Below are 16,245 nucleotides of genomic sequence, written 5' to 3'. Positions count from 1 at the left end.
TATTGGCATACATAAGTCAGAAAAACGTGATGCCATCTTTTCAGCATGTGCAGGAATTCATAACCTACGCACTATTTTTAGAAACATTTAATAACATCTTTTGTCAATTAACTCTAATGAAAAAGACTCTGTTCTTTCTTAGTTTATTGGCGGTCAGTAAGTTAGCTTTTTGCCAAACTTCCCCTCAAAATAGTATCAAAGCAGGCCTTACGTATGTTTTATTCGGTTCGGGTGACTTGTCGGGCGTCAATTATTACAATGAATACAATCGTCGCCTGAATCGCTATTTGACCTTTGCTCCTTCGTTATATGTCGGATATGGATCCAAATCTTCTGATTATCTGCGTTTTACCAAAGCCTCTTTTTCCGTTGATCCCAATCCTTTTATCTCGCCGATGCGTTTTGAAAAGAGCAAAATCCGTCTCGGTGCAGGGCCATCCTTGCGTTTTCTGTCAGATACGCAACCTAACAGTTATGGTATCATATTTAAAGGGGCTTTGCCCGCCTTACCGCCTAACACAGATTATGTAATTACGCCTCTCAATTATACCCGCCCTCTGAACTATTGGACAATTGGCTATTCTGTAGTGTTGGAAGCAGAATTGCATTTTACGGGGCATTGGCTGGTAGGAGGAAGAGCTTCTTTTCAAAGCTATGCAAGTGGTGAAACAGTACTCAACGCAGGAATAAATGTGGGCTATCGTTTTTGAGGATATTCAAACGAATGATTAGCTGATAACCCGAAACTGAGCCGGTGTCTTTCCCGTAATCCGCTTAAAGGCAGTATGAAAGGCCGAGGTGGAATTATAACCTACGCGTTCGGCTATTTCGTCAATTTTGAGGTGGGAAAGCGCAGTATCCACAAGTAGTTTCTTTGCTTCTTCGACACGATACGTTGCCAGCCAATCAAAAAAACTTTGATTGAGGCGGTCATTGAGTACTTGAGAAAGATGATGCGGCGATACCGACAGTCGTTGTGCTAATTTGGGTAATGTCAAATCGTTTTCCAAATACGGTTTTTGTTTGGCAAGATAGGTCTGAAGTTTCTGCAAAATGAGATCTCCATAGTCCTCCGAAAGTGCTGATTTTTCGTATTTCTTCTTGTTTTCTGGCGGGCTAGCTTTAAACAAAATAGAATGATTCATAACCAAAAAACTCGTTATGTAGATAGTGAACGTCACCAGACTTCCGAGCCAATAATCTCCCAAATTGTCTTCAAAAATCAGTTTGACGATTAAAAAAACAATGGGAAAAAGGCAGATAAACAGTGTGTGATTACGTAGTTGGGTGAGTGGTGGAAGGTTTTTTATGGTAAAAAAAGGCTGTTTTTCTCGTTGAAATGCCCGATATACTTCTCGAAGGCAAAGAGTTGCTTAGACAAAGATGCTAACCATCGTCAGGTCGTTGATATGGTCGCGCAGCCCCAACGGATCTTCGGGTAGCCAAAACGTGATGTCGCGGTAGGGAAGTTCTGGGTGCCAGGCATCAATGTAGGAATTGTATTTATAATCCAACGATTGGTATTGCCAAAATACCGAGTAAACACACCAAAAAGCAAACGGAAGCAAATGCCACCGCCAACCTTTAGGCAAGTGCCCGTGTAAGCGGGAAAAAACAAAGAAATAGGGTAGTACCCCAAGCAGGAAATTAGTAGGCTCGGCAAAATTGTTCGTCTACAGCAGTTGAAATTGATAGTTGGAGTAACACAAAAATACTTCCAAAATAGCCGCCGAAAATGCCAGTATTAACCAACCCATAACGCGATTGGAAATGAGCTTGGCGCGCTCGCCCGTTAAAAAAAGCCCTCCCAGTAAGATGCCCTGAATGACGCCAAGCAGAATGAGAATCGCAAAAAAGTCGATGCGGATGGGCATTTTTAAAGAGGCAAATTTTTAAAGAGGCAATTTTAAAAAGGCAAGAGGCAAGAACCAGGTTGTCCCTTGCCCTTTGCTTCTTGTCCTTTGCCCCTTGCCTTTTGTTATACTATCTCCAACGTTTGTACTGGTTAATTAACCCATTGGTGCTGCTGTCGTGTGCGTCGATGGGCCAGTCGTTTTGGAGTTCGGGATAGATTTGGTTGGCGAGTTGTTTGCCCAATTCCACACCCCATTGGTCAAAACTGAAGATGTTCCAAATCACGCCCTGTACAAAGATTTTGTGTTCGTACATCGCCAACAGACTTCCCAAAACCCGTGGTGTAATCTTTTTTGCCAAAATTGAATTGGTCGGGCGATTTCCTTCAAATACTTTAAAAGGGGCCAAAAACGCGACTTCTTCGGCAGATTTTCCTGCTTTTTCGAGTTCTGCGGCGGCTTCCTCGTAGGTCTTGCCGTTCATCAATGCCTCGGTTTGGGCAAAGAAATTAGATAATAACATTTTGTGGTGTTCTCCAATCGGATTGTGGCTCAAAGCAGGCGCGATAAAATCGGCAGGAATCAATTTGGTGCCTTGGTGAATCAACTGATAGAAAGCGTGTTGGCCGTTGGTGCCCGGTTCTCCCCAAATGATAGGGCCAGTTTCGTAGTTTACTTTTTCGCCGTTCCGACTCACGTATTTTCCGTTCGACTCCATGTCTCCCTGTTGGAAATAGGCCGCAAAACGGTGCATGTATTGGTCGTAAGGCAAGATAGCCTGCGTAGCAGCCCCAAAAAAATTGTTGTACCAAACGCCCAACAAAGCCAATACCACAGGAATATTTTTCTCGAAATGTGCCGAACGAAAATGGTTATCCATGTCGTGTGCCCCCGCGAGGAGTTGCTCAAAGTTTTGGAAACCAATGTAGCAAGAAATGGAAAGCCCAATAGCCGACCACAACGAATAACGACCTCCAACCCAATCCCAAAAACCAAACATATTTTCGGGGTCAATGCCAAATTTTTCTACTTCGGTGCGGTTGGTCGAAATCGCCACAAAGTGCTTCGCTACGTGGCTGCTTTCTTTGGCTGTTTCCAAAAACCAACGACGCGCCGAGTGGGCATTGGCCATCGTTTCTTGGGTCGTAAACGTCTTAGAGGCAATCATAAACAAAGTCGTTTCAGGATTCAAGCCCGACAGTGTTTCGGCAATATGCGTTCCGTCTACATTGGATACAAAATGCACATTCAGACCTTTTTTGCCGTACGATTTCAACGCTTCCGTCACCATCACGGGGCCTAAATCAGAGCCACCGATGCCGATATTGACCAAATCCGTGATTTTTTTGCCCGAATAGCCTTTCCATTCTCCCCCGCGTACTTTTTCCGAAAAGCCTTTCATTTTCTCCAACACTTCGTTTACATCGGGCATTACGTCTTTGCCGTCCACCAAAATAGGCGTATTAGAACGGTTACGCAGAGCAACGTGCAACACCGAACGATTTTCGGTAGCGTTGATTTTATCGCCCGTAAACATCTTTTCGATGGCGTCGCTCAACTGACACTCCCGCGCTAAATCGCACAAATAAGCCAATGTACGGCCATTGATACGGTTTTTGGAATAATCAACCACTATGTCGCCCAAGCGCAACGAAAATTTCTTGAAACGGTTGGGGTCTTCGGCAAAAAGTTCTTTTAAGTGCTTTTTACTGATGCTTTTATGATGGGTTTTGAGCTTACGGTAAGCCGCAGTTTGGTCGAAAGGAATGGCTTGTAACATTTGTCTAATAATTTTGATTGAATACGCAAAAGTAGGATTTTCGACGGCTTTCTGTATGTTTTGGGGGGATAAAGTACTTTTTGGTGCTTTTGCTCATCAGTATTTTGGGGTTAAAATTTAAAATTATAAAACTTCTGGATTTTAAATTCCATAATAGCGAAGAGCCTAAGGAGCAATGTGAAGAATTTCAGCAACTCCCGTATCATTTACAGCTTATGCTTCATCGTCATTACTCTTCATTTAGAGCATAGATGTAACCTACACCGACATCGCCGTTATCTAACTCGAACTTTGCCAATACGCGTCGGTACTCGCTCCCCTCAAAAGCATCTAAAAACGGCCAATTGGCACTTAATTCATTTGAAAAAAGGACATAAGCTTTTATTGCCTCTTGCTCTTCGAGAGGACAGTGTTTGAATCCATTGTAGCCCAAAAGCGCTCCCCAACCCTTACTATCTAATTTGCCTTTTACAATGCCCGTATGCCATACTCCTTTTATATGTTCGATTTTAGAATGATTTGGGCGATTGGGCGCAAGCGTGCCGTAAACAATAAAGTGGTTTTTGGGTTCATACTGTTTGATGAAATTCTTTTCAATCTCTGTCAAGCCTACTTCCTTAGCTTGGCTCCATTTTTTATTTAATTCTGTAACGATGTTCTCTAAACTCATACCCTAAACGCTTGCATCTTATCAAAACCCTACCAAGACTACACTCGTATTGCTTCTGTTTTACTTCGCTATTTTGCGCTCAAAATCCAAAAGTATATCATTTTCAAGTCTCATTTTAAAAGTCAAAATAACAAAGAAACTTTGGTAATTTGCGTAAAATACCCAAAATCCATGCTCGCATCCTTCCTTACTGCCGAATGGCGCAAACTGGCAATGGCCAATTACGCCGTACCGCCGGAATTGTTGAAACAATACGTACCCAAGCACACCGAGTTAGACCTGTGGAACGGCCAATGCTACGTGAGCTTGGTGGGCTTTTTGTTTGATAATGTGCGATTAAAGGGCATTCCTGTTCCTTTTCATACCTCCTTTGAGGAAGTAAACTTGCGGTTTTATGTTCGCTACCGCGACGAGCAAGGAAACTGGAAACGAGGCACTACTTTTATCAAAGAGATAGTACCAAAATTTGCGGTTAGTTGGCTTGCCAACCTCATTTACCACGAACCCTACGTAACCATGCCGATGCGGTACAACTGGCAACAGGGCCACGACCAACTCGCCGTAAAATACGAATGGAAACACCGCAACTGGAATCATTTTGAGGTAGTAGCCGAGCCTCAAGTCGTTGATATGCCCGTGGGTAGTCAAGAAGAATTTATTACCGAACATTATTGGGGATACACCGCTTTCAGTCCCTCCGTGACTTCGGAATACGGGGTAGAGCATCCCCGTTGGCAAGTTTATCCCGTCAATAGTTATGACATTGAGGTGGACTTTGCAGCGCTGTACGGCGACGTTTTTGGTTTTTTAAGTAACCAAATACCCGATTCGGTGCTGTTGGCTGAGGGTTCGGCCATCCAAGTCCTTTCGGCCCGAAAACTGTGACGAATCTTTAGTAGAAGCCCTCACTTGTTGACAAAACTTGGAGTATCAAAAGCTTGTGGAAGACAGTTGAAAAATCATAACTGTCTCCTTGATGAGGAAAAGTGTTGTTATCGCAATGATAAACATTCTCCCATTTTTTTGCAAAAAGGATAGAGTGGTTGAAAGGCGTTTATAAAAAATGCCAATAATGATTTGTTGTATAATTTTCTTTTATATATTTACAATCAGCAATGCACCTACCTTTCGCAATTTCATCATACCGTAAACCTTCCAAAATCATGAAAAACGTTATCATTATCGTTCTGCTGCTCTTGGAATTCCATTTGACTGGTTTTAGCCAAAATGTGATTATCAAGGGAAAAATCACCAATCCCAGTTCCAAAAACATCAGCATTTTAATTTATCCCTTTGCCGAAAAAAGCCAAAGCAATGAGCTGCTATTGGATGAAAACGATGAGTTTGAGGTCAAAACTACGCTCAATGACATTGCCTACCTGTATTGTCTCTTTGATGAAAAGAAAGAAGAGGAACTTATTTTTATTCTTGAGCCTAATGATACTATTTCTATGAATTTTGAGGCAAAAGACTTCTGGAATACGGTCATTTTTAAAGGAAACGCCGCTCCAAAACTTGAGTATTACAAAGAAGATTTCTTAGAAACAGTCATCAAATCGGATTGGAAAAACCTTTCTTCCCAAAAAATAGGTTCTCCGACGTTGTTTTTTAAAAGATTGACAGAGGTTGAGCAGTTGAAATTTAAAGTTTTAGAGAAATACAAACATAAAACCAGTCCAGTTTTTCATACGCTTTCTCAGGCAGATATAAAATCTACCATAAACCGAAAAATAATATATGATGCCTATCAAAGGTCACAAAAATTAAAAGTACCTCTTGATGCGAAGCTTATCCCTGCTTTGTATCGCCAAAAAGTAATTGAAATAAACCCGCCTCAGAACGAAATAACTGCCAAATCGGAGCAATACCCGAGTAGTGTTTTGTACATGACCGCATTGGCTTATCCCGACAAAAACCATGATATTGTGGAACACTTGGAAGATTACTTTCAAGCCCACAAATCTTTATTTCACCCAGCTTTCGTCGAGGTTTTAAGTGCAGAGCATCTAAAAGAGGAAATTAATTTCAAAGGTTTTAATGATGAAGCAGTCAGTAAGGTAAAAAGTTTTGAAAAAGAGTATCCTAACAGCCGTTTTTTACCACTACTTAAAGAAAAGCTCACTGAAAAAGAAATCTTTGCCGTTGGAAAACCCGCTTTGCCTTTTACTCTCCAAGATACCGCAGGACGAACGGTGCAATTGGCTGATTTTAAAGGGAAAGTGGTTTATCTGGACTTTTGGGCAAGTTGGTGCGGCCCTTGCATTGCCGAAATGAAATCGGTAAAGAAAATCAAAGCACACTTCAAAGACCAAAGCGATTTGGTGTTTCTCTACATTTCATTGGATGAGAAAGAGAACGATTGGCGCAAAGCTATTGCGAAATACCAAATCAGTGGCACACATTTGCGCGATGACATAAAAGCGAAAGAATGCGTCGCAAATAAGTATGACTCAGGCTGTATTCCGTCTTCTTTCATTATTGGCCGTGATGGAAATTTTCATGCCATCCAACCTCCAGCACCCAGCGAAAACGATGGAAAGGGTTTGATAAAAGTATTGGAGGAGACATTAAGCAAGAAATAGCAATTTGTCGATAAAATTAAATTATTTAAAATAAAACATTAAATTTATTTTATTTTAAATAGCTTACGGATTCGCGTTTGCAACGCGAATCTGTAAGCGGAGTGATTGCATCGCATTTCCCATACCAGCTGTTGTAAAATTAGAATACAGCACTCCACTTATCCCGCATTATAACTGTTCCAATTCGACCTTTATGAAGTTTAGTAGTGCCTGTTTATTGAGAAGTTGCAGCATATACCAATCGGCGTACCAAAGTTCGTAGTTCTTCTGCAAGTTCCGGGGTATTACCAAATGCCTCGGTCAACTTCACGGCCATTTCGGAGCTTATCCCTGCCCGTCCATTGACTGTAGTCCATAAATTGGCGCAGGTAACGCCCAAGCCCTCAACTATTTCCATAATGGTCAAATTATGCTCGTTGATATAATTCTCCCGTAAAATTTCCCCTGTTCAAACGGGCGAAAAATTACACTTTAGCATTTTCTAATCCCTATGCAGGTTGAAGATTATGGCCTGTTGGCTGCCAAAATACTCGTATGTGGGTCGTGTCCACTTTTAACTTGGCTTTGGAAAGATCGTAGTTCGCCTGCACCTTTAGCCAAAATTCTGCCGTGGTATTGGGGAAAGCTGTACCTAAACGAATAGCCATCTCTGGCGTTACACTCTGCTTGCCATTGATAATAGATGACAAGGTTTTACGGGTCGTTCCCAAACCTTCGGCGATTTCGGCAACGGTTAATTTTTGTCCTGTTTCTTCGCGTAATCCCACAATGGTTTCGCGGATCAATTCGCCTGGGTGGGCGGGGTCAAATAGTGCCATAGTTTTGCTCCTTTAATGATAGTCTAAGTAATCTACATCGGTGACGTTTTCGCCTTTAAACCGAAAGATAATGCGCCAATTTCCTGATATCTTCACAGCGTAAAACCCTTTTAAATCGCCTTTGAGGGCGTGAAAATCATACCCTACTTGGTTCATCTGCTCAGGTGCCGTTGCCGCATCCAAACGGGTTAAAATCAACCTTATTTTAGCCACGTGGTTTTGTTGCAACTTGGAACGGTCGCCTTTGGTGGCGTAAAGTTCTAACCCTTTGTGCCGGTAGCTGATAATCGTAACACAAATGTAACATGTTACGTGTCACGTATCAAGGCTATTTAAAAATAATGGAAGATGCATAAAGCAAGAAATAGAATTTTGTTGATAAATTTTGTTATTTAAAATAAAATATTAAATTTTATTTGTTTTATTTTAAATAACCTCTGCATTTGACCCAAACTTAAACACTTACGAACATGAAAAAGCAACAATTTCTCTTTTGGGTTATTCTATTGTGGGTATCATTTGGCCTTGTTTTAACAGGTTTTCGTGCTTACGACTATGTCACACGCCTCTACTATCCCAACGTTTCATTGATGTACTTGCTAAAATTTCTGTCTTTTTGCTGTTTAGCCTTCATTGGTGGAATACTATTTATTTTGCTGAAAAACTACCAAAAAAGTGGTCTTTTTGACCAGAAAAGTGTTTACTATGTTCGGCTTATTGGCTTTGTATGTATTGCCGTAGCAGTTTTCAATTCTTTAGCCGAGAGTTTTAAGAACTTTACGGATGGCAATACGTTTCCTCAAGCAAGCCCTCTGATGAGCCAGTTTTTCACCGATTTTGTTTTTGAGTCTCCACTTTCGCTATTTCTGGCTTTGCTGACTTTCATTCTTTCAAGCTTTATCCAAAAAGCCATTGCTGTCAAATCTGAAAACGAATCATTTATCTAAATTATGCCCATTATCGTAAACTTAGATGTAATGATGGCCAAGCGAAAAATGTCGCTCAACGAACTGGCCCAAAAGGTGGGAGTCACCAACGTCAACTTGTCTATTTTGAAAACTGGAAAGGCCAAAGGGGTTCGATTTGACACCTTAGAAGCGATTTGTGCCGCCTTAGATTGTCAGCCGGGAGATATTTTGGCGTATATTTGTGCCCCAAAATCATCATTCATCGAAACATGAAAATCAATCTCCTGCTTATTTTCTTTGTGGCAATCTCAACCACACTACCGGCACAAAACAACGAAGAGAAACACCTCAAAAACGTAAAACAGCTTACTTTTGGCGGTGACAATGCCGAAGCGTATTTTAGTTTCAATGACAAATACGTCAGCTTTCAATCCAACAATCCTAAATGGGGATTGCAGTGCGACCAGATTTTTTATTTGGATGTCAACAAGGGATTGAGCAATCCGGATGAGCGTCCCTCTTTTATTAGTACGGGCAAAGGCCGCACGACCTGTTCGTTTTTTATGCCGGGCGACAAGCAAATTCTTTTTGGAAGTACGCACTTGGCCAACGATTCGTGTCCGCCGCCGATAAAACCTTATTTGAACAAATACCTCTGGGCGGTATATGACACCTACGATATTTTTGTGTCGGACTTAAAAGGGAAATTAGTCAAGCAATTGACCACCGAAAAAGGCTACGACGCCGAAGCGACCATCTCTCCCAAAGGCGACAAAATCGTGTTTACGTCCACTCGCGATGGTGACCTTGATTTGTACGTGATGGACATTGACGGGAAAAATGTAAAACGTATCACCAACCAATTGGGCTACGACGGCGGTGCCTTCTTCTCTCCCGATGGCAAGAAACTGGTCTTCCGCGCCTCACGTCCTAAAATTGAGGAAGAGGTGATTGAGTACAAAAAACTGCTTTCTATGGGATTGGTTGCTCCTACCGACATGGAAATCTATACGTGCAACGTAGATGGCTCGGATTTAAAGCAAGTGACCAAATTGGGCAAAGCCAACTGGGCACCTTATTTTACCCCCAAAGGCGATAAAATCATTTTCTCTTCCAATCATCATTCGCAGCGCGGCTATGATTTTCAATTGTATATGGTTAATCTGGACGGAACGGGCATAGAGCGCGTCACCAACAACAGTATTTTTAACGCCTTTCCGATGTTTTCGCACGACGGCAAAAAGCTGATTTTCAGCTCTAACCGTAATAATGCTCCTGGTTCGCGTGACACAAACCTGTATATCGCTGACTGGGTAGATTAAGATTTAAAATGAGATAGCGGCATAGAAGGCATGGGCTGGGAGAGGAGTACTTCTCCCAGTTCTTTGCTGGCAGTGGCGCTTTTTTTGTCGTACGCTTCCAATTTATAGCCTAACAAACGGCATTGTGTTTCGCCCGAATAAACGGGCAATGTAGGGCAGCCTCCCACAAAACTGCTGCCTATTTCGACGTTACTATTGAGCGAAATCAACCAAACGTCTTTTTTTACCTTCTGATAGATCCATTCAAAAACTTCGGGCGATAAAGTCGCATCGGTCGAACTGATACTTTGCAATTGATTGAAACGATAGCCTTGTAGGTTCAAATTTTCTCCCTTACAAGCCGTAAAATAGGCCGTATTCCCCCCAAAATGATTGATTTTTGCTTTTTCGGTCAATTCCCAAAGAATGTTTAGGTTGGGGTAGTTTACGGCTCCTTCGTACAATAATGGGGTGGCTCCTGAAAGCATTGCTGCTATTGAAAAATTCCAGGGGAGTGTCCCCGTGTTAGAATGCCAAAAGAAACGATCCCCGGGTTTTACGTTTTGGTGCAGCGCAAAAATTTTGAGGTGTTCGAGCAGGCATCCGCCCACGCTGTGCGTAATGGCTTTTGATTTCCCATTCGCTTCTGAACTATACAAAATCCACAACGGATGCTCAAAAAGTACGGGCGTAAATTCAAGTGTATGAGCGGGAGTTGTTACCACTTCTGACCAAGTTTCTGTTCTGGTAATTTGCGCAGTTGGACTGAGGTAAGGAAGTAAAATGGTCTTTTTCAGCGTTGGTAATTTACCCATTAGGTCTTTCATGGCCGCCGATTTGTCAAACGATTTGCCATTTTGAAAATATCCATCCGCTACAAATAAAATTTTGGGTTCAATTGGGTGGAATCTATCCAAAATGTCGGTGGTATTCATTTTAGGCGAACAAATCGACCAAACCGCACCAATGGAATTAGTCGCCAAAAACGCCACCACAGCTTGCGGGCAATTGGGCAACACTGCCGCAACTCTATCGCCTGCATTTACTCCCGAAAGTCGCAGATAAGCGGCAACTGCCGTGACTTGTTTTTCCAGCTCACGCCAGGAAAACTCGCGCAAGGGTTCCCGCTCCGATTGGTATAATAAAGCAGGTCGGTTGGCATTTTTATGACGAAAAATGTGCTCGGCGTAGCTGATACTTGCCCCCCTAAACCATTGGATAGCAGTAAAGTCTTTTTTTGAATTAACCAACACATCCCAATACATGCTGTGGGATTTGACATCGTTGAATTGCCAAATGCTTTCCCAGAAATCTTCCAAATCGGTCACCGACCAATCCCACAGGTCGTGGTAGTCTCGGAAATAGAGTCCTTTTTTGACAAACAACCAATTTTGAAACTTTTTTAGGTTGGACTGTTCCACAAAAGCACGCGAAGGTGCCCAAAGGGGTTTGAGGGGTATACGATCTACTATCACGGCAAAAATAGTTAATAGGTTGGATGGAGTGTTGATTAAACGACCAAAATCATTTTTTTGAGATATATTTATTTAAAAAATCATCTTACTTTAAAATTTCGTACCTTTGTAGTCCTGATTATCAGGCGATTTGGTGATTTTTGTGTTTTGCCAAATTATCATTTAACTAATTCAATATTTACAGTAGTGATACTGCAAGCCCAATGAAAAAAGATAATAAAAACTCGGGCAACGAGCCTTTTTACAGTAAGTACAAAAAACCGGAAATAGAGAAAACTTCCGAGAAAGTGTCTAATGAATCCGACAAAAAAGTGCACAGAGCCTCGGACAAAAGAAAGCCCAGAGCACGTATAGAGAAAAGCGTTGATAAGCCTTTTGACTTCGAAAAACGTCGCTCTTTTGAGAAACGCGGCGATCGTCCGGGTGATAAGCCCGCCTTCAAAAAATCGTACTATAAACCCTTCGAAAAGAGATCAGAATTTAAGCCACGCGGCGAAAAGAGTTTTGATAAACCGTTTGAAAAACGCGGTGACCGCCCGGATCGTGGTGATAAACCCGCTTTCAAAAAGCCGTATGATAAGCCTTATGGCGAAAAACGCAGTTTTGATAAGCCGTTTGAAAAACGCGAAGAGCGTGGAGAACGTCCGGCTTTTACCAAGCCATTCGACCGTGAAAAACGCAGTTTGGACAAACCTTATGAAAGACGCGAAGAGCGCAGTGACCGTCCCGACCGTGGTGATGACAAACCTGCTTTCAAAAAGCCGTATGATAAGCCTTATGGTGAAAAACGCAGTTTTGATAAGCCCTTTGAAAAACGTGAAGAGCGTGGTGACCGTCCGGCTTTTAACAAGCCATTCGACCGTGAAAAACGGAATTTCGACAAACCTTTCGAAAGACGCGAAGAGCGCAGCGGGCCACCTACGTATAACAAGCCTTTTGACGGTGACAAACGCCCGCGCAATGCAGAGCAATCGGATGAAAAACGCAACCGTGCAGAAGATGGAGAACGCCGTCGCGTAGGTGATTTAAAAGAAGCTCCTCGCTACGATTTGCGCCAAGCGGAAGAACGCTATACAAAAAAAGCAAAAAACGAGCCCGTAAAACCGTACGATGAACGAATTCGTTTGAATAAGTACATCGCCAACGCGGGATTGTGTTCACGTCGTGAAGCAGACGAACTCATCGAAACAGGTCAAATTACGGTGAATAGCCAAGTAGTGAGTGAGTTAGGGTACAGAGTAAATCCGGGTGAAGTGGTAAAATACGGAAACCGCGTACTGAACCCCGAAAAAATGGTGTATATCCTTGTGAACAAACCCAAAGATTACATCACTACGACTGATGATCCGGAAGGACGTCATACCGTGATGGAACTGATTGCCGGGGCTTGTAAAGAACGAGTTTATCCGGTAGGACGATTAGACCGCAATACTACGGGGCTTTTGTTATTGACAAATGATGGTGAATTGGCCGAGAAACTAATGCACCCCTCCAATGAAGTTCACAAAATTTATCAAGTTGAAATAGATAAACCCATTAAGACCGAAGATTTTGAGAAAATCAAGGAAGGAATGGAGCTGGAAGACGGGTTTATCAAACCTGACGACTTAGCGCTCGTGACTCCCGACGCGATGGTGGTAGGTATCGAAATCCACAGCGGCCGCAACCGCATCGTACGTCGTATCTTTGAAAGTCTGGGTTATGAAGTTCTTAAACTCGACCGCACTGTTTACGCAGGATTGACTAAAAAAGAAGTTCCACGCGGCAAATGGCGTTTCCTGAACGAGAAAGAAGTCGTAAAATTGAAGTATTTAACGTAGTCTGATAGCCATAAATTGAAGTGAAAGAGGGCTGTGGAAACACAGCTCTTTTTCACTTATTTCTTTACAATCATGTCTTTTAGGTCATTCTCAATATTGCCTGCACTTTGATTCATTTTGGCTATAAACTCTTTCCTCTTTTCTATTCCTTCTTCATTAAATTCTGCCATTTTCTCTCTTAATTTATTATTACTCTTTTCTGCGCGTTTTGCCTTTCTGCTTAATTTTGAATTAACATCAGGAGTGTCTTTTATTTCTTGAATTTTAATCTCATTTTCTACTATTTTTTTGTTCATTTCTATTTTAAATTGAGACCATTCGTCCTGAATTTTGATTTTCGTTACGGGCTTTTTATTTCTCTTTATGAGTTTTATTTTTTTGGGTTTCAGGGCAATTTCATTATTCGAAGGAATGCTGTCAGAAGATGACATTCTTCCTTCTTTGACACGTTCAAAAACCACATTTTTATTTTGTTTATTTGATTCACAAGCCACCAAAATCAGTATTGATAGACTTGCTGTTGTAATTATGGGAAGTAAATTTAATTTATTGTTCACCTTGAGTTGATTATTTAAGTTTTATAACAGACCTATTTATTTTTAACAGATGGCTTATTGGCCCACTCTTCCATATTAAATATCTGCATATACGAATCCGGCTGAATGCTCAGGCTACCCGTAAAAGGATGGTCAAGTTCAATAATAATAAAGAAAAACATGCCTATGAAAATACCAAATAAGGCGTTTAATCCGATGTGGATGTGCGAATTTTCAATATCTAAGAGCATTGCACAAACAATTGTTATGATGGCTCCTAACATCATCGGCCACCAAATAGGACTGGGAATTTCCATTTCTACAGTAGCTGTTCGTAATCCGCGATAGGTTGCCAATTCATTCAAATGATGAAACATTTCCGTTACTAACTGAAGTTGAAATTGGTTTTTGGGATTGATGCGTTCCATTTTGTAAAATACTTGATTAAACGATTCCAAAGTTTTTTGGCTTGCCTGCATACGTGCCATGTTTGGAAATTCATCATCTATAACATCAAATACAAAGTCAAGATAAACTTTCATCAACTGTTTTGATTCTGTTGTATCAGGATAAAATTTTATATCTCGGTATAATCCAAATGCCGAGCTGCCTTCCTGGCTTACATTGCCCTGTAGGTCATTTAGTTGCCCCCAAACTACAAATACTACAAACCCAAGAAGTAAAGCATAGAAACTTGTAATAGCCGTGAATAGAAAACCCGTTACTTCGTTGTGAGACTTGAGGACTTTTACCTTTATGTATCTGCGAAAAAGAAAAGTGCCTAATCCTGCAAAAATTCCCCCAAAAGAAAGGATTAGAATAAAAAGTAAAAAAGGGTCAATTTGAAGCATATAATAGGTAATACCCATCTTATATAACACTATTTTAAAGTTGAAAAATAACTCGTTAAAGGTATGCAAAACTATATACCTTTACACTCATTAGTATTACACAACTTTAGGAAAAAGTTACATCATTCACACATTACATTGTTGACGTAAAATTGAAGTAGTTAACGTAGTCTAATAGCCATAAATTGAAGTGAAAGAGGGCTGTGGAAACACAGCTCTTTTTTTATGAAATAGCCGTTGCAGCCTCGTACCCCGACAGAAAAGCTCCTTCGACATTTCCAATTCCAAAACCATCGCCTGCCAGAAAAATAAGCCTATTTTCAAGTTGATAAAAAGCAGATTCATGACGCTTGCGGGCAAGACTGTACCGCCAACGATGAACTTGTGAGGTAAGTATAATGTCAGTAGGAATGTATTGATTGACAGACGTTAACATTTCTTTTGAAACAACTTGTAAATCATCTTCCAAACGATTTCTGCTGTAGTCCGCTGAAGCATGGAGGGTAACTGTTGGGAAAGGGGTAATTCCTTTTTGAAAGTTATCGGCAATCCATGCTACGGGTTGATTCTCTAAAATAATTCCTCCGCTTGGAAAACCGGTGGGTTGTTTTAAAACAGCCATCACAGCAATGCAGGGGTCGTATTTGATACTGTTGAGCACGGCTTGGTCATTTTCTGTTGGAGTTATGTTTGAATTCTGTAAAAGTTCAATCACTTGTGGAATCGGAATGGTAATAATCAGATTATTAAAGTCGTAACTGTTGCCTGATTCTGTTTTGAGGGTATTGCCGGTTATGGTTACTACCTTTTCATTTAACTTCACATTCAGACTTTCGGCCAATTTTTTAGGAATGGAATTCATTCCCTTAGTACCGATGTAACGAATGTTTTCCCGTTGCGCCAATTGCCATTCTTTAGCAACGTTGTTTGAAACCAACTCTTCGATAAGTGCCTTAAATTCAGGAGATTTAACGGAAAAATATTGAGCTCCGTGATCGGCCTTGGCTTGTTCAATAGTTCGGGTTGACATACGACCGCCTACGCCTCGGCCTTTGTCCAAAACAATTACGTCGTGTCCTTGTTGAGTTAATATTCGAGCTGCCGAAAGCCCTGTCATACCTGCGCCAATGATGATTATTCTCAAAATGAAGTTGGGTTATTTTATGAATAAGAAACGCTGTTTTGGGAGTAGATGTTTAGAAAAACTGATTATACTCATTATTTTGCGTAAAAAATGTAATAACTTGGTCTAAAAAATTAGAAACAAGCAATATGAAATCCCCTGTCGAATGTGAAAATATGTCGGATATTCGCACGGAGATTGACGAAATTGACCGGCAAATTATTCAATTAATAGGTCAGCGGTTTGAGTACGTGAAGGCGGCTTCCAAATTTAAAACCTCCGAAACGAGCGTAAAAGCCCCCGAGCGATTTAAGGCAATGCTTTTGCAAAGAAGAGAATGGGCCGTCGAAGAAGGACTTAACCCCGATACCATCGAAAAAATGTATTTTGACCTTGTTACTCATTTTATTGAAGAAGAATTGAAGTTTTGGAAAAATCATTTGGTTTAATTTTATTGTTTAATCAACACATTGCGCCCTCAGCGATTCTATTGCGTCCATTGCGGTTAAAATTTACGCCCCAACCTTT

At 41.2% G+C, this 16,245-nt stretch carries 20 protein-coding genes; 8 read left to right on the top strand and 12 right to left on the bottom strand.

The features are described 5' to 3' along the window. Positions 1 to 116: 116 nt before the first annotated feature. The gene (locus Q0081_RS17760) at positions 117 to 710 is read left to right on the top strand and encodes a hypothetical protein (protein WP_298356128.1); all 594 of its coding nucleotides are present in this window, start codon (positions 117 to 119) and stop codon (positions 708 to 710) included. A gap of 18 nt (positions 711 to 728) precedes the next feature. Here the strand turns inward: Q0081_RS17760 and Q0081_RS17755 are convergent, their stop codons facing one another. The 5 genes from Q0081_RS17755 to Q0081_RS17735 form a co-directional block, all read right to left on the bottom strand. Then, entirely contained in the window at positions 729 to 1,145 is a 417-nt protein-coding gene (locus Q0081_RS17755) for an AraC family transcriptional regulator (RefSeq protein ID WP_298356125.1), read from the bottom strand. 228 nt (positions 1,146 to 1,373) lie between these two features. Continuing rightward, complete coding sequence (locus tag Q0081_RS17750) at positions 1,374 to 1,592, bottom strand: hypothetical protein (RefSeq protein WP_298356122.1); 219 nt, start codon at positions 1,590 to 1,592, stop codon at positions 1,374 to 1,376. Positions 1,593 to 1,673: 81 nt separating this feature from the next. Beyond that, complete coding sequence (locus Q0081_RS17745; protein ID WP_298356119.1) at positions 1,674 to 1,874, bottom strand: hypothetical protein; 201 nt, start codon at positions 1,872 to 1,874, stop codon at positions 1,674 to 1,676. A gap of 109 nt (positions 1,875 to 1,983) precedes the next feature. Then, positions 1,984 to 3,633, bottom strand: a complete 1,650-nt coding sequence (gene pgi, locus Q0081_RS17740; protein WP_298356116.1) for a glucose-6-phosphate isomerase — start codon at positions 3,631 to 3,633, stop codon at positions 1,984 to 1,986. A gap of 229 nt (positions 3,634 to 3,862) precedes the next feature. Beyond that, a complete protein-coding gene (locus tag Q0081_RS17735) occupies positions 3,863 to 4,303 on the bottom strand; it encodes a gamma-glutamylcyclotransferase family protein (RefSeq protein WP_298356113.1) in 441 nt (146 codons plus the stop codon). A gap of 171 nt (positions 4,304 to 4,474) precedes the next feature. Here Q0081_RS17735 and Q0081_RS17730 point away from each other — a divergent pair, with 171 nt between their 5' ends. Then, the gene (locus Q0081_RS17730) at positions 4,475 to 5,188 is read left to right on the top strand and encodes a YqjF family protein (RefSeq protein WP_298356110.1); all 714 of its coding nucleotides are present in this window, start codon (positions 4,475 to 4,477) and stop codon (positions 5,186 to 5,188) included. A 278-nt stretch (positions 5,189 to 5,466) separates the two neighbouring features. Next, the gene (locus tag Q0081_RS17725) at positions 5,467 to 6,885 is read left to right on the top strand and encodes a TlpA disulfide reductase family protein (protein WP_298356107.1); all 1,419 of its coding nucleotides are present in this window, start codon (positions 5,467 to 5,469) and stop codon (positions 6,883 to 6,885) included. 214 nt (positions 6,886 to 7,099) lie between these two features. Here the strand turns inward: Q0081_RS17725 and Q0081_RS17720 are convergent, their stop codons facing one another. The 3 genes from Q0081_RS17720 to Q0081_RS17710 all read right to left on the bottom strand — a co-directional run bounded on the left by Q0081_RS17720 (position 7,100) and on the right by Q0081_RS17710 (position 7,988). Continuing rightward, positions 7,100 to 7,282, bottom strand: coding sequence for a hypothetical protein (locus Q0081_RS17720; RefSeq protein ID WP_298356104.1), 183 nt, complete (start codon positions 7,280 to 7,282; stop codon positions 7,100 to 7,102). Between the two features lie 91 nt (positions 7,283 to 7,373). Beyond that, a complete protein-coding gene (locus Q0081_RS17715; RefSeq protein WP_298356101.1) occupies positions 7,374 to 7,703 on the bottom strand; it encodes a HigA family addiction module antitoxin in 330 nt (109 codons plus the stop codon). A 12-nt stretch (positions 7,704 to 7,715) separates the two neighbouring features. Next, positions 7,716 to 7,988 (bottom strand): type II toxin-antitoxin system RelE/ParE family toxin, encoded by a 273-nt coding sequence (locus Q0081_RS17710; protein ID WP_298356131.1) that lies wholly within the window; start codon positions 7,986 to 7,988, stop codon positions 7,716 to 7,718. 185 nt (positions 7,989 to 8,173) lie between these two features. Here Q0081_RS17710 and Q0081_RS17705 point away from each other — a divergent pair, with 185 nt between their 5' ends. Genes Q0081_RS17705 through Q0081_RS17695 form a run of 3 tightly spaced genes read left to right on the top strand, consistent with a single transcriptional unit; the run spans position 8,174 to position 9,933 of the window. Continuing rightward, the gene (locus Q0081_RS17705) at positions 8,174 to 8,650 is read left to right on the top strand and encodes a DUF2975 domain-containing protein (RefSeq protein WP_298356098.1); all 477 of its coding nucleotides are present in this window, start codon (positions 8,174 to 8,176) and stop codon (positions 8,648 to 8,650) included. A 3-nt stretch (positions 8,651 to 8,653) separates the two neighbouring features. Then, positions 8,654 to 8,884, top strand: coding sequence for a helix-turn-helix transcriptional regulator (locus tag Q0081_RS17700; RefSeq protein ID WP_298356095.1), 231 nt, complete (start codon positions 8,654 to 8,656; stop codon positions 8,882 to 8,884). Beyond that, complete coding sequence (locus Q0081_RS17695) at positions 8,881 to 9,933, top strand: hypothetical protein (RefSeq protein WP_298356092.1); 1,053 nt, start codon at positions 8,881 to 8,883, stop codon at positions 9,931 to 9,933. The genes Q0081_RS17700 and Q0081_RS17695 overlap by 4 nt, the downstream gene beginning before the upstream one ends. On the opposite strand, the gene Q0081_RS17690 is transcribed toward Q0081_RS17695, so the two are convergent. Further along, positions 9,930 to 11,387 carry an AMP-binding protein gene (locus tag Q0081_RS17690; protein WP_298356089.1) on the bottom strand — a complete coding sequence of 486 codons (1,458 nt, stop codon included), beginning with the start codon at positions 11,385 to 11,387 and terminating at the stop codon, positions 9,930 to 9,932. The genes Q0081_RS17695 and Q0081_RS17690 overlap by 4 nt on opposite strands. 203 nt (positions 11,388 to 11,590) lie before the next feature. Here Q0081_RS17690 and Q0081_RS17685 point away from each other — a divergent pair, with 203 nt between their 5' ends. Beyond that, positions 11,591 to 13,207, top strand: a complete 1,617-nt coding sequence (locus Q0081_RS17685) for a pseudouridine synthase (protein ID WP_298356087.1) — start codon at positions 11,591 to 11,593, stop codon at positions 13,205 to 13,207. Positions 13,208 to 13,263: 56 nt separating this feature from the next. Here Q0081_RS17685 and Q0081_RS17680 read toward each other — a convergent pair whose 3' ends face one another. The 3 genes from Q0081_RS17680 to Q0081_RS17670 all read right to left on the bottom strand — a co-directional run bounded on the left by Q0081_RS17680 (position 13,264) and on the right by Q0081_RS17670 (position 15,738). Beyond that, complete coding sequence (locus Q0081_RS17680) at positions 13,264 to 13,764, bottom strand: hypothetical protein (protein ID WP_298356084.1); 501 nt, start codon at positions 13,762 to 13,764, stop codon at positions 13,264 to 13,266. Between the two features lie 32 nt (positions 13,765 to 13,796). Further along, on the bottom strand, positions 13,797 to 14,612 hold the full coding sequence (locus tag Q0081_RS17675) for a DUF4239 domain-containing protein (RefSeq protein WP_298356081.1): 816 nt from the start codon (positions 14,610 to 14,612) through the stop codon (positions 13,797 to 13,799). A gap of 205 nt (positions 14,613 to 14,817) precedes the next feature. After that, positions 14,818 to 15,738 (bottom strand): NAD(P)/FAD-dependent oxidoreductase, encoded by a 921-nt coding sequence (locus Q0081_RS17670; RefSeq protein ID WP_298356078.1) that lies wholly within the window; start codon positions 15,736 to 15,738, stop codon positions 14,818 to 14,820. 128 nt (positions 15,739 to 15,866) lie between these two features. Here Q0081_RS17670 and Q0081_RS17665 point away from each other — a divergent pair, with 128 nt between their 5' ends. Continuing rightward, positions 15,867 to 16,166: an isochorismate lyase gene (locus Q0081_RS17665; RefSeq protein ID WP_298356075.1), complete on the top strand. Its 300-nt coding sequence runs from the start codon at positions 15,867 to 15,869 to the stop codon at positions 16,164 to 16,166. The last annotated feature ends 79 nt before the right edge of the window (positions 16,167 to 16,245 follow it).

It is taken from the genome of Runella sp. (genome assembly GCF_027484545.1).
GTDB lineage: Bacteria > Bacteroidota > Bacteroidia > Cytophagales > Spirosomataceae > Runella.
Note: the sequence above shows the minus strand (reverse complement) of the source record. Positions and strands in the feature narration are given on the sequence as shown.